The 23,516-nt window shown below is 36.1% G+C and carries 24 protein-coding genes; 6 read left to right on the top strand and 18 right to left on the bottom strand.

Annotation, left to right across the window (positions count from 1 at the left end; genetic code table 11):
* Window positions 1–7 precede the first annotated feature (7 nt).
* From GFU89_RS00480 to GFU89_RS00455, 6 genes are all read right to left on the bottom strand, one after another.
* Complete coding sequence (locus GFU89_RS00480; protein ID WP_318845257.1) at window positions 8–598, bottom strand: hypothetical protein; 591 nt, start codon at window positions 596–598, stop codon at window positions 8–10.
* A 13-nt stretch (window positions 599–611) separates the two neighbouring features.
* A complete protein-coding gene (locus tag GFU89_RS00475; protein WP_318845256.1) occupies window positions 612–1,121 on the bottom strand; it encodes an RNA polymerase sigma factor in 510 nt (169 codons plus the stop codon).
* A gap of 258 nt (window positions 1,122–1,379) precedes the next feature.
* Entirely contained in the window at window positions 1,380–1,739 is a 360-nt protein-coding gene (locus tag GFU89_RS00470; protein WP_318845255.1) for a hypothetical protein, read from the bottom strand.
* Window positions 1,740–1,801: 62 nt separating this feature from the next.
* Window positions 1,802–2,617 (bottom strand): hypothetical protein, encoded by an 816-nt coding sequence (locus GFU89_RS00465; RefSeq protein ID WP_318845254.1) that lies wholly within the window; start codon window positions 2,615–2,617, stop codon window positions 1,802–1,804.
* Between the two features lie 11 nt (window positions 2,618–2,628).
* On the bottom strand, window positions 2,629–3,138 hold the full coding sequence (locus GFU89_RS00460) for a sigma-70 family RNA polymerase sigma factor (RefSeq protein WP_318845253.1): 510 nt from the start codon (window positions 3,136–3,138) through the stop codon (window positions 2,629–2,631).
* A gap of 147 nt (window positions 3,139–3,285) precedes the next feature.
* Window positions 3,286–4,914 (bottom strand): NADP-dependent glyceraldehyde-3-phosphate dehydrogenase, encoded by a 1,629-nt coding sequence (locus GFU89_RS00455; RefSeq protein ID WP_318845252.1) that lies wholly within the window; start codon window positions 4,912–4,914, stop codon window positions 3,286–3,288.
* A gap of 289 nt (window positions 4,915–5,203) precedes the next feature.
* Between GFU89_RS00455 and tpx the strand changes: the two genes are divergently transcribed.
* A complete protein-coding gene (gene tpx, locus GFU89_RS00450; protein WP_318845251.1) occupies window positions 5,204–5,773 on the top strand; it encodes a thiol peroxidase in 570 nt (189 codons plus the stop codon).
* 97 nt (window positions 5,774–5,870) lie between these two features.
* Here tpx and GFU89_RS00445 read toward each other — a convergent pair whose 3' ends face one another.
* The 12 genes from GFU89_RS00445 to GFU89_RS00390 form a co-directional block, all read right to left on the bottom strand.
* A complete protein-coding gene (locus tag GFU89_RS00445; protein ID WP_318845250.1) occupies window positions 5,871–6,437 on the bottom strand; it encodes a hypothetical protein in 567 nt (188 codons plus the stop codon).
* A gap of 73 nt (window positions 6,438–6,510) precedes the next feature.
* Window positions 6,511–7,215 carry a hypothetical protein gene (locus GFU89_RS00440; RefSeq protein WP_318845249.1) on the bottom strand — a complete coding sequence of 235 codons (705 nt, stop codon included), beginning with the start codon at window positions 7,213–7,215 and terminating at the stop codon, window positions 6,511–6,513.
* A gap of 61 nt (window positions 7,216–7,276) precedes the next feature.
* Window positions 7,277–7,747 carry a DUF3997 domain-containing protein gene (locus GFU89_RS00435; RefSeq protein WP_318845248.1) on the bottom strand — a complete coding sequence of 157 codons (471 nt, stop codon included), beginning with the start codon at window positions 7,745–7,747 and terminating at the stop codon, window positions 7,277–7,279.
* A 473-nt stretch (window positions 7,748–8,220) separates the two neighbouring features.
* Window positions 8,221–8,982 (bottom strand): MBL fold metallo-hydrolase, encoded by a 762-nt coding sequence (locus GFU89_RS00430; RefSeq protein WP_318845247.1) that lies wholly within the window; start codon window positions 8,980–8,982, stop codon window positions 8,221–8,223.
* 238 nt (window positions 8,983–9,220) lie between these two features.
* Window positions 9,221–9,763 carry a hypothetical protein gene (locus GFU89_RS00425; protein WP_318845246.1) on the bottom strand — a complete coding sequence of 181 codons (543 nt, stop codon included), beginning with the start codon at window positions 9,761–9,763 and terminating at the stop codon, window positions 9,221–9,223.
* A 16-nt stretch (window positions 9,764–9,779) separates the two neighbouring features.
* On the bottom strand, window positions 9,780–11,765 hold the full coding sequence (locus GFU89_RS00420) for a urocanate hydratase (protein ID WP_318845245.1): 1,986 nt from the start codon (window positions 11,763–11,765) through the stop codon (window positions 9,780–9,782).
* 307 nt (window positions 11,766–12,072) lie between these two features.
* Complete coding sequence (locus GFU89_RS00415; protein WP_318845244.1) at window positions 12,073–14,649, bottom strand: T9SS type A sorting domain-containing protein; 2,577 nt, start codon at window positions 14,647–14,649, stop codon at window positions 12,073–12,075.
* A 149-nt stretch (window positions 14,650–14,798) separates the two neighbouring features.
* On the bottom strand, window positions 14,799–15,092 hold the full coding sequence (locus GFU89_RS00410; RefSeq protein ID WP_077416437.1) for a hypothetical protein: 294 nt from the start codon (window positions 15,090–15,092) through the stop codon (window positions 14,799–14,801).
* Window positions 15,093–15,140: 48 nt separating this feature from the next.
* Window positions 15,141–16,127, bottom strand: coding sequence for a D-glycerate dehydrogenase (locus GFU89_RS00405; protein ID WP_318845243.1), 987 nt, complete (start codon window positions 16,125–16,127; stop codon window positions 15,141–15,143).
* Between the two features lie 75 nt (window positions 16,128–16,202).
* A complete protein-coding gene (locus GFU89_RS00400; RefSeq protein ID WP_318845242.1) occupies window positions 16,203–16,466 on the bottom strand; it encodes a prevent-host-death protein in 264 nt (87 codons plus the stop codon).
* 187 nt (window positions 16,467–16,653) lie between these two features.
* A complete protein-coding gene (locus GFU89_RS00395) occupies window positions 16,654–17,304 on the bottom strand; it encodes a protein-L-isoaspartate(D-aspartate) O-methyltransferase (RefSeq protein WP_318845241.1) in 651 nt (216 codons plus the stop codon).
* Between the two features lie 101 nt (window positions 17,305–17,405).
* The gene (locus GFU89_RS00390) at window positions 17,406–18,053 is read right to left on the bottom strand and encodes a hypothetical protein (protein WP_318845240.1); all 648 of its coding nucleotides are present in this window, start codon (window positions 18,051–18,053) and stop codon (window positions 17,406–17,408) included.
* 134 nt (window positions 18,054–18,187) lie between these two features.
* Here GFU89_RS00390 and GFU89_RS00385 point away from each other — a divergent pair, with 134 nt between their 5' ends.
* The 5 genes from GFU89_RS00385 to GFU89_RS00365 all read left to right on the top strand — a co-directional run bounded on the left by GFU89_RS00385 (window position 18,188) and on the right by GFU89_RS00365 (window position 23,516).
* Window positions 18,188–19,150 (top strand): Gfo/Idh/MocA family oxidoreductase, encoded by a 963-nt coding sequence (locus GFU89_RS00385; RefSeq protein ID WP_309433504.1) that lies wholly within the window; start codon window positions 18,188–18,190, stop codon window positions 19,148–19,150.
* A 346-nt stretch (window positions 19,151–19,496) separates the two neighbouring features.
* Window positions 19,497–21,227, top strand: coding sequence for a cellulase family glycosylhydrolase (locus GFU89_RS00380; RefSeq protein WP_318845239.1), 1,731 nt, complete (start codon window positions 19,497–19,499; stop codon window positions 21,225–21,227).
* Between the two features lie 65 nt (window positions 21,228–21,292).
* Window positions 21,293–22,171 carry a CGA/CIA family class A beta-lactamase gene (bla-A, locus tag GFU89_RS00375; RefSeq protein WP_318845238.1) on the top strand — a complete coding sequence of 293 codons (879 nt, stop codon included), beginning with the start codon at window positions 21,293–21,295 and terminating at the stop codon, window positions 22,169–22,171.
* 33 nt (window positions 22,172–22,204) lie between these two features.
* The gene (locus tag GFU89_RS00370) at window positions 22,205–22,615 is read left to right on the top strand and encodes a hypothetical protein (protein WP_318845237.1); all 411 of its coding nucleotides are present in this window, start codon (window positions 22,205–22,207) and stop codon (window positions 22,613–22,615) included.
* Between the two features lie 10 nt (window positions 22,616–22,625).
* Complete coding sequence (locus tag GFU89_RS00365; protein ID WP_318846244.1) at window positions 22,626–23,516, top strand: 3-hydroxybutyryl-CoA dehydrogenase; 891 nt, start codon at window positions 22,626–22,628, stop codon at window positions 23,514–23,516.

The following is a 23,516-nucleotide window of genomic DNA, read 5'->3' as shown; positions in this document are numbered from 1 at the left end:
CTCATTTTTATTTTTTCAATTCTTCTAAAAGATTTTCAATATGCTGCATATATCTTCCGTAATAACGGTGAAACCAGAATTTTCCGGCCAGATAGAGCAAAAATAATCCTCCAATCACAGAACCTATTAAGATCACTGCAATTTTCAGTTCACTCAAAGGCTTTGGCCATGGGATAAATTCCAGAACAATAAGGATCTCACATACCAGAAACGGTGCAAAACTGATATAGTATGACAGATAATATTGTTTATTCAGATTCAGCTGCATTACAAGATCTTTCAGAGAATCGTAGGTCTTAGGTGCAGGGTTACTGATTTCGTTATACAGTTTAAAGAACTTACTGAAAAAGAAAACGGTAACAATAAGCATGGAAGCAATTAAAACCGTTATATACAATTGCAATTTAAAAGGTCTGCAGACTGAGCAAACTAAAAATGCAAAAACAAAAATTCCTATCACCCACCAGAATTCCACACGCATGTTTTTACGTATTTTTTCAAGGGGAAGATTCAGTTTATTTCTTTGTTCAATACTTATTTCAGGAGTTTCCTCCATAATATCTTCATTCCAGGTATTTTTCAATTCATCGATATTCATTGGATTACTGATTTTAATGTTTGTTGGTTTTTATTTGGCTTAAGATATCTTTAAGTTTATTTTTTGCGCGGTTCATTTTCACTCTTACATTTCCTTCAGAAATTCCCATCTGTTCCGCAATCTGCTTACCTGAAAAATCTTCCAGATAATAGAATATAAAGGCTTTATCAATGGAATTGAGTTGATGAATAGCCTTATACATTTCAGCCAGGCGCTCTTCTTTCCGGTAATCATAGTCTTCCTGTACAATAATCTGATTAGAAAAATCTTCATGGGCAATAAAGCTTCTTCTTTTTTCTGATTTAAGGAAAATAATGGCCGTATTCAAAGCGATTCTGTACAGCCATGTTGAAAATTCGCTTTCACCTCTGAAACCAGGAAATGCTTTCCAGAGCTGATAGGTAATCTCCTGAAAAAGATCATCCCGATCATCCTTTTCAGTCATGTACATTTTAGAAATCTTAAATAGGATTCCCTTATGCTTTTCAATTTGACTTATAAACTCTTGTTCTAATGAGGTCATGATTTGTTACTCTATAGAGTTAGTTTTCATTTAAAAAAATTGTTACAGTATTTTTACAAAAGAAATAAAAAAACCAACAGAAAAACACCGTCAGCCACTTATTATAAATGTTTTTAAATTTATTATTTTCTTAAGATAATATTTTACTCAAAATCATTTTTGTCGAATTTTATCTTTAATAGTCCATCAAGGCATAAAAATAAAGAACCTGATATTTGTTTATATCAGGTTCTTTATTTAAAATATATAATTCTACAATTATTTAAAATCTAAGAAATCATCTTTTTCAAGATAGTGATTCAGGGCTTCAATAAGCTGGAAAGAGGTTACATCGGCATGCTGCCTGAAAGCAAGATCCACTACATCCTGAATATTCTCATCAGAGCATATATAGTTAAGTTTATTATGATAAACAAAATCAGGTAAGATTTCGCTGTCATTCCCTCCTATATCCAAAGGGTCACCAATAAAAACTTTCATTTCGGGTTCAAATTCGTCTTTTGAAGAATAGACTGCATAATTATATTCCGGGTCAAAGGATGCTTTCCGATCCTGTTTATTCTTTACAAGCTCCAGGAATTCTTCTATAGAATACACTTGATTTTTAAAATCATCCATCTGATATTTTTTTATAACTCAATTTTTTAAAGATAGAAATTTTGCGGAATATAAAATAATTTCTAATTCAGTTTATTTAAAGCCCTCTGCAAAGATCCAACATCAAGAAAATCTAGCTTTGCTCCCACTATAATGATGATCAAAAGAACAATTGTTAGAAATAGAATGATAAAAAAATACATGGATACAAACCAGATAACCGTATTCAGAATATTTCCTTTGATTCCCATTTTATTCATGAAAAATTTCTGTGACCGCTCAAACCAAGTTTTTTTCTTTGCTGGTCTGGGGCTTACTTCAATTTCATTGAGTTCATCTACCAAACGTACTACATCATCAATATACCTTCCGTACATATAATAGATCCAGTATTTTATGATAAAAGCAATCAGGAGCAGTGTAATCAGAAGACTGATTCCGAAGATGGCCAGATTATATTCCCTCTCAAAATGAAAATTAATTTTGATCAGAGAGAGAAGAAACCCAAGAGGAATATAGGAAATATAATAGGCAATGTAAATTTCTTTCGATATGAGAAGCTGGGTTTTGAGGTTGAATAAATCATAATTTGTATTGATACTATTCTTTTGAAGCAGCTTATACAATTTCAGAAACCGGGAATAAAAATAGACGATAATAACAACGGTCAGGATGGTGACAAATGTGGATATGATTTTAATATTAGAATCAGCAGAAGCAAACGGGAAATTGGTTAAAAGCAAAGGCAGCGTTACAATCATCAGCCAAAACTCAGTTTCCATATTTACTTTCAGCATCTGTAACGGAGAGTGTATTTCCGTCTGTTTTTCCAGAGAAATTTCAGGAGATTCCTGTCCCGTATCTTTATTCCATAGTTCTTTAAAATTGTCTAGCTCCATCCTTTTATCTTTTAATAAGAACCTGTTCGTTGTTGGGTAATGATGTCTTTCAGCTTCTCTTTTGCCCTTTTCAGCTTTACCCGTGTATTCACTTCGGTTATTCCCAGCTGAACGGCTATTTCTTTTCCAGAAAAGCCCTCCAGAAAGAAAAATATAAGCGCTTTATCAATAGGGCTCAGCTTATGAATTGCTTCATACATCAGCTTCATATTCACATCATCCGTATCATTATAAGGTTCCTGCCGGGCACTCAGCCCATCTACATTCTGATTCTGTATAAAACTACGTTTTTTTTCACTTCTCAGGAAAACAATTGCTGTGTTTAGTGCAGTTCTGTACAGCCAAGTAGAGAAATCACTCCTCTTTTGAAAATCACCGTATGATTTCCAGGCCTGGTAGATGATCTCCTGATAGAGGTCATTCTGATCGTCCTTATTATCCATATACATTTTAGAGATCTTAAAAACAACACCTTTGTGCTTTTCTATTTTCTCTAAAAATTCTTTTTCTGGTGAAGACATGATTTACACACTGATCCTTAGATGACATTTATAAAAAACGTCATCTTATTTATAACACAAAACTTTATTTCCGCCATTAAGATAAAAAAATCCTCAACAAACAAAGAAGTTTATTGAGGATTTTTATTTATGTTAAATACAATAGGATCAGAAAATATAATCTGTGCTTAAAAAGTTGGAATCGTGTTCTCTGACAATCGTATTAAGTAATTCTTTATTGGAATCTGTAAGTTTTGCTGCTACCAGAGACCGAATTGAGAATGAGCGGAGCGCATCAAAAACAGAAAGCGTTCCTTCCGCGCTGTCTTTTCTTCCGGTAAAAGGAAAGACATCAGGGCCTCTTTGCGCCTGGCAGTTGATATTGACACGGCTTACGAGATTTACAAACGGATCAATCAGTCTGGCTACTTCCTGCGGATCTTCACTGAAAATACTTACCTGCATCCCATGTGAAGCATTCACCTGATATTCTATAGGCTCTTCTATGTCTTCAAAAGGAACAACTGGAATTACCGGACCAAACTGCTCCTCATGATACAGCTTCATATCACTGTTTACCGGATATACTACTGCCGGAAAAACAAAAGATTCATCCGTATAGCCTCCGTCTTTATTCAAAACCGCTGCTCCTTTCTGTAATGCATCGTCAATACATTCTTTCAAATAAGGAGGTTTATTGACTTCCGGAAGCGGAGTTACTTTTACATCTTTTTCCCATGGCAATCCTGGTTTCAAAGCAGAAACCGCTTCACTCAGTTTTTTTGTAAACTCCTCAGCTATTTCTTTCTGAACAAATATCAGCTTTAGTGCTGTACATCGCTGTCCGTTGAAAGAAAGCGCACCCAAAATACATTCGCTCACCGCCACATCCAGATTGGCATTTTTAGTCACGATGGCTGCATTTTTGGCATCCAGACTCAGAATAGCTCTTAAACGATTCACTTTCGGATGCAGTTTTTTCAAGCCATTAGCTACTTTACTTGAACCGATGAAGGCCAGAACATTTACTTTTCCGCTTTCCATGATCGGAGTGATAATCTCTGATCCTTTTCCGTATAATGTATTTACTGTTCCTTTCGGGAATGCTTCTTTAAAGGCATTTAATAAAGGATAATGTGCCAGTACACCATGTTTCGGAAGCTTAAACAGAATGGTATTTCCCATGATCAAAGCGGGAATCAATGTGGTGAAAATCTCATTCAGAGGATAGTTGAATGGCCCCATACTTAAAACCACTCCAAGTGGAGCCCTTCTGATCTGTGCAATAGTTCCCTCAGCCTGTTGAAAACGGGAAGATTCTCTGTCCAGATCTTTCAGTGCATCAATAGTCTGGTTGATATAATCTACGGTACGGTCAAATTCTTTAGTAGAATCAGCCAGTGTTTTTCCAATTTCCCACATGAGTAACTTGATGATCAGGTCTCTTTGCTGGATCATCAGGTACACAAATTTCTGCATACATTTGATACGTCCTTCCACAGACATGGTAGGCCATTCGCCAAGACCGTTATCATAAGCTTTTACGCAAGCTTCAAGGACTTCCATGGCTTCGTTCGGGCCAATATTCGGGATACTTCCCAAAAGTTTTCTTTCTAATCCGTTTTCTGTAGGAATGCACACCGGGGAATAGATTTCGGTAACATCTCCGGTCCACTCTACCAGTTCGCCATTCAAAAGATAAGTTCTCTGATGGATGACCGGAACTTTATACTCTTCCAGAATTTCGTTTTCACCCTTAAAAATGTGATGGAATGATGCTGTATTTTCTGAACTCATAAATCTTTCTATTTTTTTATGTGATAAGATTGAGATTATCTCAAAAGTGTCATTCTGAATGAAATGAAATGTAGTGAAGAATCTAATATATCCAGACATTAATAAGATTCTTCCTTCGTCAGAATGACAAAAGCCAAACTATTTGACTTTTGAGACAGTCTCGTTTAATAATATAAAGGTAGAAGTAAAATGTTTTGAAAAAAACAATCTGACAATAGATTTGATCTATTTGAATTAAAATTAATCTCAGCTCCTGAAAAAAGAATAATTTAGCCTAAAAATAAATTTCATGTTTTCAAAATTAGTTTTCAGTACACTATTATTCTTTTCCGCAATGGGCTTTGCACAAAAATCTAAAGCAACCAACACGGTTTTAATGGGAGGAAAAGAAGTACATACCTATGCCAAATTGCCGGCCCTGAATAAGCCAGCTCCTAAATTTACCCTTACAGATGTGAATATGAATGATCAGACGTTGGAGTCCTACAAAGGGAAGAATGTGATCTTAAATATCTTTCCTAGTGTAGATACAGGCGTGTGTTCAGCTTCTGTACATCATTTCAATGAAGAGGCAGGAAACCTTCCCAATACGGTAGTGCTTTGTATTTCTAAAGACTTACCATTTGCACAGAAAAGATTCTGCGGTGCTGAAGGGATCAAAAATGTAGTGATGCTTTCGGATTTCCGTTCAGATTTTGGATGGAACTATGGTGTAGAACTGGTAGATTCTGCCATGAAAGGTCTTCTGAGCAGAGCTGTAGTGGTAATAGATCCTTCTGGAAAAATCATCTATGAAGAGCAGGTAGCAGATATTTCCCAAGAACCGAATTATGAAGCGGCTATTGCAGCGGTGAAATAATACGTAATTTACTTTGATATAAAATATTCCGGCGATCTGCGATCGCCGGAATATTTATTTTACGATCTGCAATCAGATCTTTTTCTGCCAGTATATTCTATTTCTTACTTTCAATTACGATAACGCCAAACTTTCCTTTATCTCCATACAGTTTAGTGGCTCCTTCACCGGAAAGTACTTTTACACTTTTCACGTTATCTCCGTTTATTTTTTTCATCTTTTCTTCAGATATTTTTTTATTATCCAGAAGAATCAATGGTTGTGTAGATTCAATCTGTTCCTGGGTAGGCATGCCCAGCCACATGGTTTTATTGAGAGTTTTGTTGATAACTTCTACGCCACCAATTCCTTTTTTAAAATCAACTTTTTTTACTTCTTCATCTTTTAATTCCTGGGCTTTGGCTGTGGTAACCACTCCGCTTGCAGCTAGTAATCCTAAAGCCACTTTACTGGTTAATGAAAAACTCAAATTCCGTCCCAGCTGATCCTCAGTAAATCTTCCGCATACATTTTTATCCGACTTAAAGCTCGTGATAAGTTCTTCATCTGAAAAGTCTGTAAAATCGGTTACTTTTTTAGAACAAACGGAACAAAATTTCCCTTTTTCATCGCCTGTCATTTCTTCCCAATTTTCATGACAAGGGTTTTGTATAATAAGTTTCATCGAATTTTTTTTACTAATATAAAATAATAACAGGAATATTGGAAGTGATATTGAATTTTGTCTTGCTTATATCTTATTTCCCCATTCTCTTTTTTGTTATAATCACCACTACTCCACCTTTGGCTTTCTCTCCAAATTTTTCAGAGGCAGCAGTTCCTTTCAGAACATTCATTGTTTTTATCTGATCAGGATCAAGCGCTTTTACTTTTTCATAATCGCTTATCTTTCCATCTACGATATACAACGGCATATAGGAAGCTGATCTACCTGAAGATGCTTTGCCAATACGCATTGCAGATGTCTCGGGCAGCTGCAAATCTGATAATTTGGTAACGATTTCTTTTCTTTCTTTTTCTTTACTGTTTAGTAAAGCACTGGAGGGTACTACTGAAACAGATCCGAGCAATTCATACTTCCTGTGATTACCGAATTGAGAAATATCAATTTCCCGGATTTCCTGAACTTTTAAAGTATCGTTGATTGTATTCTGCTGGGCACTTACGGCAACGATTCCTCCTGTTGTCAGCATACAACCTACCGCAAATTTCACAAAAAGAGCATTGATGTAGGAATAATGCAAATCTCTGTTGAGCTGTGATGGATTAAAATTTCCACAGATCTCTTCCGACGTTTTAGAGAAAACATCTATAATATCATCATCCGAAGTTTTCCTAAAATCTCTCACTGTTTTGGAACAAACAGCGCAGAATCTTCCTTTTTCATCTGGTGACATCGCATTCCAGTTTTCATGACAAGGTTTGGGTATCGTGATTTTCATAGTAAGCTTTTATTATAAAGATGCTGGAATGATAAAAAAGGTTGGAATGGGTTGTGAAATTTTAGTATTTATAAATATCAACCAATTCAATTGTAACTGGAATATGAAGAGAATCTAATTTCCTTTTAAAGTCAGTTCTGTTTAGATTGCCCAAAGCATAATTTTTATCTGTATTAAGAATCCAAAAGTCTTTTACATTCTCATCCGGAACCTCATAGGTATCTAAACTATCATTAGGATTTCGTCTTTTTAATCCTTGTCTTTCTGCAACAATGAATTCATCATATACATTTACTTTAATAACCTTGGAGGGGATGATAGCTATTTCACTATTCCATCCATCTGCAGGAGCTACAAATATTTCATGTGCTGAGTTTCTATAAAGCTTATATCCTCCCGTTAAATTTTTAGAGAAATCCTGTACTCCTGGTCCGAAAGCAAATGGACTTCTCTGATTTTGAAAAAACCACACCACTGGTATTGCCAGAATGAGTCCACAGAAGAACAGTAGAATCTTTATATATTTATTCATGGATCGGAAATGTTATTTAAACAATGAGAATATTTTCTTTCTGAACTTAAAAATATAAAAACTTTGCTACATTTTTAAGTAGACTATTTTATTTCTTGTGGAGAAATATACACCATGTTTGTCATTCAGAGCGAAACGAAGTGAAGCGTGGAATCTAAAACTCATTGATAAAGCAGAGATTCCTACGGAATGACAAATTGTATGGATAATCTAAATGAATAGTTTGTATTAAGGACTAAGCGAATAAGTATCCATATGGACTTCCTACGCGCTCACCTTGTCATTCCGGAGGAATCTAAACTCTTATTTTTTTCATTAATCTAGCTTTTACTGTATAGATTCTTGCGGAATGACAAAAGAACATGGAATAACAATTGGGTGCAGATGACAATGAGGATGCGGAAAATTATTCCAAAAAAACGGGCTAAAGCCCGTTCCTATTGAATTTTAAATGCAACTCTTGCCAATAGTATTTAAAATTTCACTAATACTGCTCCGTCTTTCAAAACCACATACTCCTGTCCTACTTCCTCTGAAATACGCTTCATATCATTGTCATCAAACACTTGAGGAATATAAAATTTCTCATGAGCAAATAATCCGTAATGGATAGGCACAAGTTTTTTAGCATGTAAAAGGTGTGCTGCTGCGAAAGCTTCTTTTAAACTGAGCGAAGCGGGAACAGGACTGTATTCCAATCCGATGATTTCGAAGTTCACTACCACTCCGTTTACGGGTAAGAAAGCATAATCTATGTTTGGGGTTTCTTTTCCGAGCTTCCAAAACTGGTTGTGCCAGATCGTATCTCCGCCATGAAAGATTTTCATTTCTCCATCATCTACGATCCATGAAGATTGTATTTCTCCCACTCCATCCATGGCAAATACGGGTTTGAAGGTGATATTGTTTTCTATAAAGATTTCATCAAGATCCAGAACAATGATTTCTACATCATCTATCAGTTTTTTCGCCACAGATTCAAGTCCTGCGTAGACGATCAGTTTTCCGTCTTTCTTTAAGCATTTCCGGATTACCCCTTTGTCAAAATGATCGAGATGCAGATGGGTAAACAGGATATAATCTGCCTGTACATTGTCTGAAAATTCTAAAAGATTCTCTACAGCATCACCCAACACAGGTTTATAATAAGAGAAATCTTCTACTGCGTCTATTAAGATGGTTTTGTGGTGAGAAGTGAGACGGATGCCTGCCCAGTTCAATTTTTGTATTTCCATATTCTTTTTTCAACAAAGGAAAAAACTTACGGAAGGCAAGACAATAAACAAAAGATAATTAATTCCAGTGTGTGGAAGTTAAAACGCAAGGAGCACTAAGAATTTAATAATGAAGATATTTTTTCGCTCGCAAGGGCATTTCATTCAGCAAAGAATATAACCATTGCTAAGCGATAGCACCTTTGCAGCCATAAAAATAAAATTAAAATCTTTGTGAACATTGCGTTAAAAAACAATGCTAATGAATACGCTTTCTGATTCTGCTTAAAGAGATAGGTGTAACTCCAATATAAGAAGCAAGGTACTTCAAAGGAATATTCTTGATGTAATGAGGTTTGTTCTTCAGAAGGTATTCATACAAATTCTGAGGGGTATTTTTCAACAAAAGCATTTCCCTTTTCATAGCAGCATTGAGCTTTCTGCTCAGATAATAATTCTGAACGAAACGGCAGTGCGGATTTAAAACAAACATATCTTTCACCTCATCAAGGGTGATTTCCCATGCCCGCCCGCTGTTGATAGATTCATAAACGGCATCGGATTCTTTTTCGTCAACGGTAAAAATATCTCCGGGAAAGTGAAATTCTGCGCAGATTTCAGTATCGATATCAGATGTGCTGTTGATATAATATTTACGAACAAGCCCATCTTCTAAAAGATAGGCTTTATTATTCGTAAACAGAGTTTTTTTTGAAAATTCAACCTCAGCAAACTTCTCCCATACAGGATCACAGTCCTCTACATTGAGGTGTGAAAACAGTTTTTTGTCGATCGTTGCCAATGCTGAATATTATATTTTACAGTAAATTTTCATCTACAAGATTCGGAAGGGTTACTTTCAGATTGGGTTCTGCTTCCATAGCTCTTTTGATAGCGAAAACAGCGCCTTCGTTTCTTGCCCAGCTTCTTCTTGATATTCCGTTATTTACGTCCCAGAAAAGCATAGATTTCAGTCTTCTGTCGGCATCATCGCTTCCATCCAACAGCATTCCGAAACCACCGTTGATCACTTCTCCCCAGCCTACTCCACCACCATTGTGAATGGAAACCCAGGTAGCCCCACGGAAACTGTCACCAATCACATTGTGAATCGCCATATCGGCAGTGAATCTTGATCCATCATAGATATTGGAAGTTTCTCTGTACGGAGAATCTGTCCCTGAAACATCATGATGGTCTCTACCCAATACTACAGGTCCAATCTCACCGTTTCTAATAGCTTTGTTGAAGGCTTCTGCAATCTTCATTCTTCCTTCTGCATCTGCATAAAGGATTCTCGCCTGCGAACCTACTACCAACTTATTTTCCTGTGCTCCCTTGATCCACTGGATGTTGTCTTTCATCTGCTGTTGGATCTCTTCAGGAGAGTTTTTCACCATTTCTTCTAATATGGTACAAGCAATAGTATCCGTTTTCTGAAGATCTTCCGGATTTCCACTGGAACATACCCAACGGAACGGCCCAAAACCGTAATCGAAACACATAGGCCCCATGATATCCTGTACATAACTAGGGTATTTGAATTCTCTTCCCAATGTAGGATTATCTGCCATTACATCAGCTCCGGCTCTGGAAGCTTCCAATAAAAAGGCATTTCCGTAGTCGAAGAAATACGTTCCCTTCGCTGTATGTTTGTTGATGGCTGCAGCATGTCTTCTCAATGTTTCCTGAACTTTTTCTTTGAATAATTCAGGATTTTCAGCCATCATCGCATTAGATTCTTCAAAAGTTTGTCCTGCAGGATAATACCCTCCAGCCCAAGGATTGTGAAGTGACGTCTGATCTGAACCAATATCGATTCTTAAATCTGCCTGATCAAATTTTTCCCAAACCTCAACAATATTTCCAAGGTAAGCCAAAGACACCGTTTCTTTATTGTCCTGTGCTTCTCTTACTCTTGTTACAAGCTCGTCAAGATTTTCATAGATCTCATTCACCCACTTCTGATCGTGACGGATTTTGGTGATTTTCGGGTTCACTTCTGCACATACAGTAACGCAGCCAGCGATATTACCCGCTTTTGGCTGAGCCCCGCTCATTCCTCCTAATCCTGAAGTTACGAAAAGACCTCCTTTCGGTTCTTTTTTAATTTTTCTGAAAGCATTTAAAACAGTAATGGTTGTCCCGTGAACAATCCCCTGCGGACCAATATACATATAACTTCCCGCTGTCATCTGCCCGTACTGGGTAACCCCCAATGCATTGAATTTCTCCCAGTCATCCGGTTTTGAATAGTTCGGGATCATCATTCCATTGGTTACAACCACTCTTGGTGCATCTTTATGAGACGGGAACAATCCCATCGGGTGTCCTGAGTACATCACCAACGTCTGCTCATTGCTCATTTCCGACAGATATTTCATCGTCAGCAGATACTGCGCCCAGTTGGAGAATACAGCTCCGTTTCCACCATAAGTAATCAGTTCATGAGGATGCTGTGCCACTGCATAATCCAGATTATTCTGAATCATCAGCATAATGGCTTTCGCCTGCTCAGATTGTCCGGGATAGTCTGTAATAGGTCTCGCCTTCATTTCGTAATCCGGGCGGAAACGGTACATATAAATTCTTCCATAGTCTTCCAGTTCATGCTTAAATTCAGGAATCAGTTCTGCGTGAAACTGAGGATCAAAGTAACGTAATGCATTCTTCAATGCCAGTTTTTTCTCTTCTTCTCCTAAAATTTCTTTACGCTTCGGAGCATGGTTGATATTGGTCTCGTATGGTTTTGGTTGTGGCAGCTGATTAGGAATCCCCTGCTGTATCTGTTCTTGAAATGTCATATTGCTATTTAAAGGTCTATGTTGAAACAATGTTTGAAGTTTTAAAGATATTCAAAATACGAAATATAGGCAAGAGGAGAAGGAAAGAATGGTTTAGGGTTTAGGGTTTAGGGTTTAGGGGAAATTTATGAAAGCTGTGAATCAACTATCGTTTGACATTAAATACTCTATCTGAAAATACACACCTGAATTTCCCTCCTGTGGAGGAAAATTGGCTTTAATTGTATTAGCTGTTATTCAACATAAAAAACCTTGCTGAAATTCAGCAAGGTTTGATGTATAATATGGATTAAAGATACTTTTTGTCTTATTTTTTTATAAATTTTTCAACAAAATTTTCTTTGTTTCCTTTAAGATAAATATAATATATACCTACAGGAAGATGAGAAACATCAATTGTTGATTTTAATTCAGTTGACCTGATAACTACTCTTCCTAAATTATCTACGATTTGATATTGATTGAAACCTTCTGTCTTTACATTCAGAATACCTGTTGTAGGATTGGGATAAATGAAATTATTTTTAACCAATTTTTCCTCTTTGATATGCAAACTTGTTTGAGGAATTAATCTAACAAGACCTCTCACAGGCTGCCCGTCAAATTCCCTGAACTCACCACCTACAAGAAAACCATTTCCCTGCTGTTTAATGGATGTTACATCATCAGTATAATTATTGGGATATGTAGTTACAAAACCTGTTCCGATATCAAAAGTAGTATCCACTGTTCCATCGGCATTATGCCTTACAAGACCTTTATAATTGAAAAGTGGGGAAAAAGCAGTGAAAAATTTCCCGTTATTTTCAAATTCGAATGGCAACTCACGGGTAAGCATTCCATTATCATAAAATGGTGAAGTAAATGAGCTATCCAATGTTCCGTCTTCATTAAACCGCATTAGCTTATGCCCTGCAAGCTGATTGGAAATAGCATAAATTTTTCCATCTGGCGCAGGATACATATCATTAATATTTGGCTGAGAGGTTACCGTTGTAAATGCTCCATCTATTTGTCCATTGGGTAAAAGTCTAGCCATTAAAAACTTAGACAAATTACTATCATAACCCGTTAATAAAATCTTACCATTAGACAGCAATTTAAGTCTGTTAATCGAATTGTAAGGCTCTGCATAATCTATAGCAGTATCTATATTTCCGGTCTGATCTAAGACTACAAATTTATTATCAATAGGAACTGATACATTATTCTTAACATAGTAGTTCATGGCGGGAACGACTGCCTTATTATCATTAAGCAGGATAAAGTTCTTAAATTTCAGGGATCCATATAATCCTCGATCATTGCCTACCAAACTAAAAAATGTAGGATCTAAACTTCCATCATAATTCAACCTTACAAGTCCACCTCCATTTTCACCTCCATTTATCGTTCCTTCTGTTCCCAGTAATATTTTACCATTGGATAAGAATTTAATATCAGCAGGTTCTTGAGACGAATGAAATAATAATGGTGAATATACTTTAAAATTATTATCAACACTTCCATCTGCATTTAAGCGTACAATTCTATCTCTCGGCTGTCCATTATAAGCATAAAAATTACCCGTCAGAATAATCTTCCCATCTGGCTGCATAAATATTTTATTAGGAGCAGTGTCAAAACCTTTACAAATATTTTGAAAAGTAGAAATTCTATCTCCGGCTAAAAGAGAAAACATCACAATATTACCCGCCACGTCATCATTATAATATTTCATTGAGCCAGAAGCAATAACATTACCGCTCGAATGAAAACTAAGATTATTAATATAATCTGTAAATGCATACCCATTAATCAGGCGTGTTACTTTTCCCTGAAAAGTGGAATCCAGTGAACCATCATCATTTAAACGCATAATTCCGGCTGCAGGCTGCCCACCATAAGATTTAAAACCTCCTCCTATCAATGCTTTTCCATCGGGTTGTATAAGAATTGAATAAACACCATCCACACCTGTTCCCGATGGGTAATTCTGATAAAAGCTTTTAACTACAAATCCCATATCTCTTGTTCCATCTGCATTCAGACGCATTAAAAACTGATTATTTCCACCAAAAATAAATTTCCCGCCAATATAAATTTTACCGTCATTTCTCACTGCAACCGTTTTAATTCCCACTCCACTAAAATTGGAATAATCAGGTTGTGTAAATGTAGTATCCGCAGATCCGTTGACATTATGCCTTAAAATACGGTTGAAATAGTAAGTCGTTATAATTTTGCCATCTGGCTGAAGTTCAAAATTACTTACATCAGAATCATACCCGGTATAATCGAAATCAAATGAAGAATCTATAGATCCGTTTGTATTCAATTTTAAAACATACTTCTTGGTTGCTCCGTTATACGTTATGAAATTCCCCCCAAGCAAAATCTTATCTCCCGGAAGCACTGCTACTTTGTTTACCGAAGGATCATCAGTAAATTGGGGAAATGAAAAATTTCCAATATTGAAAGTAGAGTCTTTAGTTCCATTAGTATTAAGCCTTACAATGTACTTTGAAACCACATTATTGTGTGAAGTAAAACCTCCTCCCACAAGAATTTTACCATCGCTTTGCAAAGCAACACTTTTCACAAACCTATTAAAAACAGCAGTCGTAAAAGTGGGATCAATGGAATTATCAGGATTAATCCTTACCATATTGTAAATATCTCCTCCCGGAACAGGTATGAATGTTTTATATACTACAAGAATTTTCCCGTCTGGCTGAGAAATACTAAAATCGATTTCCTGTTTTCCATCAATAAAGAATTTATTGGTTTGAAAGGCTGCGTTAAAATTGGGATCTTTTATATACTTATCTTGAGAATAAAGATTAGAAAAAATAACACTAAGTAAAGAAACCAGTAGTGCTCTGGTGTAGAAACTCATCATCATAAAGTTTAAAATTAGTTTTCAACAAAAATACTGATATTAATTAACATACTTTGCCTCTATAATGCAAACACTTATTTCAGAACACATTCCGATTCCAACAAAAAACCTCACTGAAATTCAGCAAGGTTGGTTCGTTTATCGTCAAAGTTTTAAGTTAAAACATCATCATTTTCTTCTTCATGATCATCTTCGTTATCGCTGAGACTCCAGTAGTTGTTCTCTTCATCTTCTTCTCCTATTTCTTCCATTTCATCATCGTCATCGGCTCCTGGAATATCTAAGCCTTTATCTATTTTATCCTCGTCAAAATCTTCATCTAAAATAGGATTCCCGTCTCCATCAAGCGAAATGTGTTTTTCTCTCTTAAATATATCTTCGTTAGGGTTATAATCCATCTGTTCTAACCTTTTGTTCTGTTGATTAATATTTTTCTCTGGTGCCATAATGGTAAGATTTTAGGTTTATATATTCAGAACAAAAATAATTCCAAGTTATGATGAATGGTCAGAATAAATGTCAGGATTTGCACAATGCGGCATTTTTTCATTTTTTGAAAAAGCGATGATATTTCCTGCAGCCAGTCTGGCCATCCCATTTCGGGCTTCAATAGTGGCAGAACCAATGTGTGGCAGGATACAGACACTTGACAGTTCAAGAATAGGATCATCTGCTGACATAGGTTCCGGATTGGTAACATCCAGACCTGCACCCCATATTTTTTGATCAACCAACGCCTGATACAAATCTTTTTGATTGTGGAAACCACCTCTGGCAGTATTGATGAAAATAGCATCCGGCTTCATCTGTTCAAAAATGGACTCATTGAATAATTCTTTATGCTCAGGAGTAAAACTGGCGTGAACACTCAATACATCTGAGTTTTTGATCAGCTCTCCAAAGGAAACATACTTTGCTCCCAATTCCTGTTCTGCTTCTTCATTGTGATGGCGGTTGTGATAAATGATATTCATTCCAAAAGCCTTCTTGGATTTTTCAGCCATTTCATACCCGATACGCCCCAGTCCGAAAATACCGAGGGTTTTCCCATAAAGTTCCTGTCCCAAAGCATGCAAAGGATCAAATGCACCCCAGCTTCCGTCTTTCACTTTCCCGAAGTTGTAACTCGCTCTTCTTGCCACCGACTGCATGAGTAAAAAAGCAACATCTGAAGTCGCTCTGCTCAAAACATCAGGTGTATTACCCACCGGAATATTCCTTTGGGTAGCTTCTTTGATATCTACATGATCGAATCCTACAGAATATAAAGCAATGGCTTTCACATTCGGGCAGGCTTCAAAGAAGTTTTTGCCATATTTAAATTCTGCTCCAATACTTAAAATGGTATCGGTATTTTTACAGTAATTCAGCCATTCTTCATAAGAAAGGTTTTCTTTTTCCGGAATTGTAATTTCCAGTCCTGCTTCCTCCAGCATTTTAATTCCTGTTTCGGGAATTCTTTTATTGATAAAGACTTTCATTGGTATGGATTAATGATTATAAATAAAAAACCTCACTCGCAAAAAGTAAGGTTCCTGAACTTTAATATTAAAAAATTATTTCTTCTCATCTGAATGGTCTTTGTTCTTCTCCCAGGCTTCAGAAGCAATTTCCTGAATCTCTGTCCAAACTTCTTTCGCAGATTTCTGAGTTTGTGTCATAAATCCCTGTTTGGTTGCTTCCTGATTCCTGCTTTTCATGTCATGAATGTAATCTTTTACCTGCTGGGAATAACTTTCTACGCTATATCCTGGATTATTATTCAGGTTTTTCTGAAGATTACTAAAATCATGTGACGCTTTGAATCTGTTCGTGTCCATAATAATAGATTTAGTGATTGGGTTCTCTTATGAATCCAATTTTCATTCCGAAATGAGTTAAAATATTTTAAATTTTAGCTAAAATCAGTTGAATATTTATTAATAAAAAAGGATTAAAGCCAGTTCTATTAATTAACAAAAGCATTGGTGTTTGAGACCAGTTCTTTTACAATTCTAATAAATAAAATTATTGGTTGGTATTCCCAAGCATCGGAACAAATTTATACGCCCCGAATTCTTCTTTTTCAAATTCTGTAGGGCCTATTTTGGTAAATCTGTATAAAACCTGTTCGTCAGTAGGTCCCAATGGAATCACCATAATTCCTCCGATGTTCAATTGTTTTAAAAGCTCTGTTGGTAAACTGGAAGCACCGCAGGTTACAATGATTTTATCAAAAGGAGCAAAAGTAGGAAGCCCCGCAAAGCCATCTCCAAAGCTTTGAAATTTTGGAAACAGATGAAGTTCTCTGAGTTTCTTTTTGGAAAAATCAAACAGGTCTTTCTGTCTTTCAACCGTATATACATGAGCTTTCATTGCTATTAAAACAGCCGTCTGGTATCCGCATCCTGTACCTATTTCCAGCACTTTTTCGCCTGGTTTTACCTGTAGCAGTTCAGATTGTTCTGCTACCGTTGAAGGATGGGAAATGGTCTGATGTGCCAAGATAGGAAATGCCCTGTCTTCATAGGCAAAATCTTCAAAAATACTTTCGATAAAAAGGTGTCTTGGAACTTCACTCATTGCCGAAAGTACATTTTCGTCCGAAATTCCAATTCTGTATCGAAGGTAATCTACTAAAATCTTTCTTTTTCCTTTATGTACAAACGAATCCTGCATTTGACAAAAATAAGAAATTAGATTTTAGATTTCAGAAATTGGAGCAAAGAATTATCCACAAAAATAAAGCAATCAAAAAATGACTGCTTTATTCTTATTTATCAATCCCATTTTATTGGATAAGGTCCATAAAAATCGCTGAAGGTATTATCTGCACATCTTTTTCTTACAAAAAAGTTATAATTCACTGTTTTACTTAATCCTGTATAAATGGCTTTTTGACCTGTGATCACTAATTCTCCACTCGCAGGTGGTACAGGACTGGTTGTTAAGACCGTTTCATACACAGAAATCCCATCATTTTCCCAGGATACTGTAGCATCAAAAATAGAAGAATATGTGGAAGAAGTTGTTTTTGAATACGTTGCATACTCCGGTTTTACACAAGTAGTTGTATTACTGGCCAAAACAGTAATGGGGCCTGCCCAGTTGCTCCGTCCATTGTCTATTCCACAATTTTTTCTTACATAAAGGTCATATTTATTATCCTTATATAGTGGAAGGTTATACGAATTTTTATTGGTTACAACTGTGGTTCCCTTTCCTAAAGAAAAACCAGGTTCTCCATACTGTATTTCATAATATCCTTCGCCCTGACTAATCATATTCCAGGAAAGCAGGTTACTCCCTTTTACAAAATTCAAATTTATTGGAGTTCCACATTTAGCCTGCGGGTCATATGGACTGTCTCCTATACATCCGGCAGTACATAACCCAAAGATGAGTACTATTGAAATGAGTCTTTTCATCGTTATTTTTCTGACCGTGAATTTACTGTAATTTCTTTAATGAATACATGCGCTCAATCTTAAATATCTCCAAGTAAAAAGTCATGTATTTTATAAATGTACATTTACTATATTTACAAAAATTTAATACAGCTATGTTAAAAGCAGGTTTGGTAGGTGCCGGACACTTGGGGAAAATACATTTAAAACTTCTTAATCAATCAGATAGATATGAATTTGTAGGTTTCCATGATAAAGATGTTGAAAACGGAAAGAAATTAGAAGCCGAATTCGGATATAAATATTTTGAAAATTTTGATGAATTGCTTGAGCAGATTGACATGCTTGATATTGTCACTCCTACAGTTTATCATTACGATTATGCTTTGAAAGCCATTGAAAAAGGTCTTCATTTCTTTATTGAAAAACCGGTAACCCAGACTCTTGAGCAGGCAGAAGAAATTTTACGTTTATGCCAGGAAAAAGGGATTAAAGCACAGGTAGGACACGTTGAGAGATACAATCCGGCTTTTATTGCCACTAAGGAATATATCAGCAATCCGATGTTCATTGAAATCCACAGACTGGCAGAATTTAATCCTCGCGGGACAGACGTTTCTGTAGTATTGGACCTTATGATCCATGATCTGGATATTCTGTTGAGTATGGCTAAATCTAAGGTTAAAAACATCCATGCAAGCGGTGTTTGTGTGGTAAGCAAAACTCCGGATATTGCCAATGCGAGAATAGAATTTGAAAACGGATGTGTGGCTAACCTTACCACTTCCAGAATTTCTATGAAAGCCATGAGAAAAAGCAGATTCTTCCAGAAAGATGCTTATATTTCTGTAGATTTCCTTGAGAAAAAGGCTGAAGTGATCAGAATGAAAGATGCTCCTGAAAACCCTACTCCATTTGATATGATTATTGAAAATGCGGATGGAGAAAAGAATCAGATCCTGTTTGAATACCCGAATATTCAGTCCAACAATGCTATTTTGGATGAGTTGAACTCTTTCGCGGATGCCATCACAGACAATAAAAATGTAGAGGTTTCTCTTGAAGATGGAACTGAAGCATTGAAAGTGGCTTTGGAAATCATGAGGCTGATCAGCTAAAAATAAAAGCATACTGTTTTTATAACAGTAATACATACAGTGCTATCTTATAATCGAAAGAATGATTATGAGGTAGCATTTTTAGTTTCCATATGTTATTTCAGATATCAGGATCTTTACATTCAATAAAAACTTTTCGTTAAAAATTACTGATTTATCAACAAAAAATCCTTTTCAAAATAAAAAAACAATATATTTGAAGAACAATTCAATAAAGTATTGAAAGATTTTGTTTTACATATATGGATATCTGACATTATAAATGATCTGAACACAGCATCATCTTTCCCTGTCATCATTCATTATAATCTTTAATTCCCTACTATTTTAAACCATTGAAACCATTATGAAAAGAGCTATTGTAATATCCGCACTTTTATTGTCTCAATTTGGGACATCACAATTATTAAAGACTTCCGGACAAAAAATCGTTAATGATAAAGGTGAAAATATCCAATTGAGAGGGCTGGGCCCTGGCGGATGGATGCTTCAGGAAGGATATATGCTGAAAACAGCTGACTTTGCCGGCCCTCAGTATAAAATCAAGGAAAAAATTGCTGAGTTAATTGGTGAAGATGGCATGAATGAGTTTTACAAGGCATATCTGAAAAACGGAATCACCAAACAGGATATTGATTTTCTGGCCAAATCAGGATTCAATTCGATACGACTTCCCATGCATTACAATCTTTACACACTTCCTATTGAAAAAGAACCTGTAAAGGGAAAAGATACATGGCTTGAAGAAGGTTTTAAAATGACGGATGATCTGCTTCAATGGTGTGCCGCTAATAAAATTTACCTCATCCTTGACCTTCACGCTGCTCCGGGCGGACAGGGAAATGATGTCAATATTTCTGATAATGATAAGTCTAAACCTTCGCTTTGGGCCAATGAAGAGAATCAGAGAAAAACTATAGCATTTTGGAAAAAACTGGCTGAACGCTATAAAGACAGTCCATGGATTGGTGGCTACGACCTGATTAATGAGCCTAATATCAATTTCACAGGTAAAAACCCAAATGGTACTGATGAAATGTCTAATGCTCCGCTTTGGAAACTTCAGAAGGATATCACAGCCGCCATCAGAGAGGTTGATAAGAAGCATATTATTTTTATTGAAGGAAACGGCTGGGGAAATAATTATAACGGGCTGCCTGCTATCTGGGACAACAATATGGCTTTCAGCTTCCATAAATACTGGAATTACAATGATGATCAGACACTGAAGTTTGCACTGGACCTTAGAGAAAAGCACAACATACCGATCTGGCTTGGCGAAACGGGTGAAAATTCCAATGTATGGTTTACTGAGCTTATTCAGCTTTTGGATCAACATAATATCGGGTATGCATTCTGGCCGATGAAAAAGATTGATAACATTGCAGGAATTACCAATGTCAAGATTACTCCTGAATATGAAAAGTTATTGGATTACTGGAAAAATGGTGGTGAAAAACCTTCAAAAGAGTATGCAAAAAAAGCTTTGATGCAGATTGCTGACAACTATAAACTGAGCAATACGGAAGTTAAAAAAGATGTCATTGATGCAATGTTCAGACAGACAACGGATCCTTCAACAAAGCCATTCAAAAATCATCAGGTTCCGGGAAGGATATTTGCTTCAGAATATGATCTTGGAAAAATGGGTGCTGCTTATCTGGATAAAGATTTCATTAATCTATGGGTAAGTGATCCTGCAAAAAGATCAGAATGGAACTCCGGACAGCACATGAGAAATGATGGTGTAGATATTTATAAGTGTAATGATAAGGTCACCAATCAGTATTATGTAGGGAAAACAGAATCCGGGGAATGGCTTCAGTATACTGTACAATCAAAAGGAGACAAAAATTATACGTTTGACATCCGTTATGCGGCTACTACTGACTCAAAAATAAGGATTGAAACAGCTTCAGGAAAAGTTTTAGCGACGGTATCTTTATCTCCCAGTGGAGGAAATGAGAACTGGAAAACGGTTTCTGTCAAAAATATCAGCCTTCAGAAAGGGGAAAACAGCATCAGAATATTCTTTGAAAATGATGGTGTCAATCTGAATTATTTTGAAGTAAAATAGTAATAATTATCTTAAATTGCAGCTCTCTTTTGGTCTTCAAAGGAGAGCTTTTTAATTTCGGTATTATGAAAAAAACAGCCTTTCTTTTTCTTCTGATTTCTGCATTCACATTTGCTCAGACATCCCTATTGGAACAAAAAATAAACTCAATTCTTAAGAACAAAAAAGCAACCGTTGGCGTTTCTGTCTTAGGCTTTGAGAACAGTTTTAAATATGATAAAAATTCAGACAAAAAGCTTCCGATGCAAAGTGTCTTCAAATTTCACATTGCAGCAGCTGTTCTGAATGCTGTAGATCAGGGAAAACTTTCATTAGATCAGAAAATTGCACTCAACAAATCAAACCTGCTTGAAGATACATGGTCTCCGCTTCGCGATAAATATCCGGGAGGGAATGTTGAAATTCCGTTAAGTGAAGTTATTGAATATACTGTTGCTAAAAGTGATAATAATGGCTGCGATATTCTTCTCAAGCTATTGGGCGGAACTCAGCCTGTTCAGAGATTCATGGATTCCAAAGGGATAAAGGGTTTTCAGATCAAATATAATGAAGAAGCTATGCATAAAGACTGGAAGATTCAGTATGAAAACTACAGCACCACAAAATCTGCAGTTAATGTCCTGAAAAAGTTCTATGACGGAAAATTAGTATCGAAAAAATCCACAGATTATCTGATGCAAGTAATGTTATCTACTTCAACAGGATTAAACAAAATGGTAGAACAGCTTCCCAAAAATACTCCTGTAGCCAGAAAAACGGGAGCTTCCGGAAAAAATAAGGAAGGTTTAACAGGCGCAGAAAATGAAATTGGCATCGTTACTTTACCTAATGGAACACATTATACACTCGCTGTATTTGTCAGTAATTCAATGGAAACGGATGCGGTAAACTGTAAAATGATTTCTGATATTTCTAAGGAGGTCTGGGAATATTTTAATAAATAAAATTTTAAGCTTATTTTTAAAGCGATTTTTAACATGAAAAAAATAATAGTAACAACGGCTCTGCTGGCTTTCACATTCTTTTACTCGCAGAAGAATCAGAATTATTTAGAGATCAGCTACGGAAGTGTATGCTGCGGCCCGCCATCTGATAAACCTGTCATTAGCTTTCTGAAGGAATTTAAGAATAAAAGCAGGGTAAAAAGCCTAGAAATTCTACAACAAAAAGGTAGAGGCAGAGAAGGTGAATTCACATTATATGTTGGTACTGACTATCTTACAAAGAATCAAAAAGACCGTCTTATAAGAGGATTAACAGCTACTGTTTCTAACCAGAACAACAGTAAGAAAACCCAAAGCACAGGAAACGTTTTCTTTGATTCGGCAACGGTTGTTTCTCAATCGGATCTTATTGACGTAAAAAATTTAACTATCTATAAAAAATAAAGGAAAAATGATCAAAAACATTGTAGTTATCGGAGCGGGAACCATGGGAAATGGTATTGCACATACTTTCGCACAAAGCGGTTTTAAAGTAAATCTTGTAGATGTATCTCAGGAAGCTCTGGACAGAGGTTTGAAAACCATTACTACCAATCTTGACAGAATCATTGCAAAAGGAAATCTTACAGAGGAGCAAAAATCTGAAACATTAGGAAACATCACTACTTTTACAGCTTTAAACGATGCGGCAGGATCTGCAGATCTTATTGTAGAAGCTGCTACAGAAAACATGGATCTTAAACTGAAGATTTTTGGCCAAATGGATGAACTGGCTCCTGAAGGCTGTATCCTTGCAACCAATACTTCATCTATATCTATCACAAAAATTGCTGCAGCTACCAAAAGAGCTGATAAAGTAATCGGAATGCACTTCATGAACCCGGTTCCTATTATGAAACTGGTAGAAATCATCAAAGGCTATTCTACTTCTAAAGAGACTTTTGATGCGATCTATGAAATGAGCAAAACTCTGGGTAAAGTTCCTGTAGAAGTGAATGACTATCCAGGTTTCGTGGCTAACAGAATTTTGATGCCAATGATCAATGAGTCTATTGAAACGCTTTATAACGGAGTGGCTGGTGTAGAAGAAATTGATACGGTAATGAAATTGGGAATGGCACATCCAATGGGCCCGCTTCAGCTGGCAGACTTCATTGGTCTTGATGTATGTCTTGCAATTCTGAATGTAATGTATGACGGTTTCAAAAATCCTAAGTATGCTCCTAACCCATTGCTTGTAAATATGGTAACAGCAGGGAAACTGGGTGTAAAATCAGGGGAAGGATTCTACGATTATTCTGAAAGCAAAAAAGCTGAAAAAGTTTCAAAAATGTTTTTGAAGTAA

Origin of the sequence: Chryseobacterium sp. JV558 (assembly GCF_033712365.1) — a bacterium.
Taxonomy (GTDB): domain Bacteria; phylum Bacteroidota; class Bacteroidia; order Flavobacteriales; family Weeksellaceae; genus Chryseobacterium.
The sequence above is the reverse complement of the archived record's forward strand: the minus strand, read 5'-3'. Positions and strand labels throughout refer to the sequence as shown.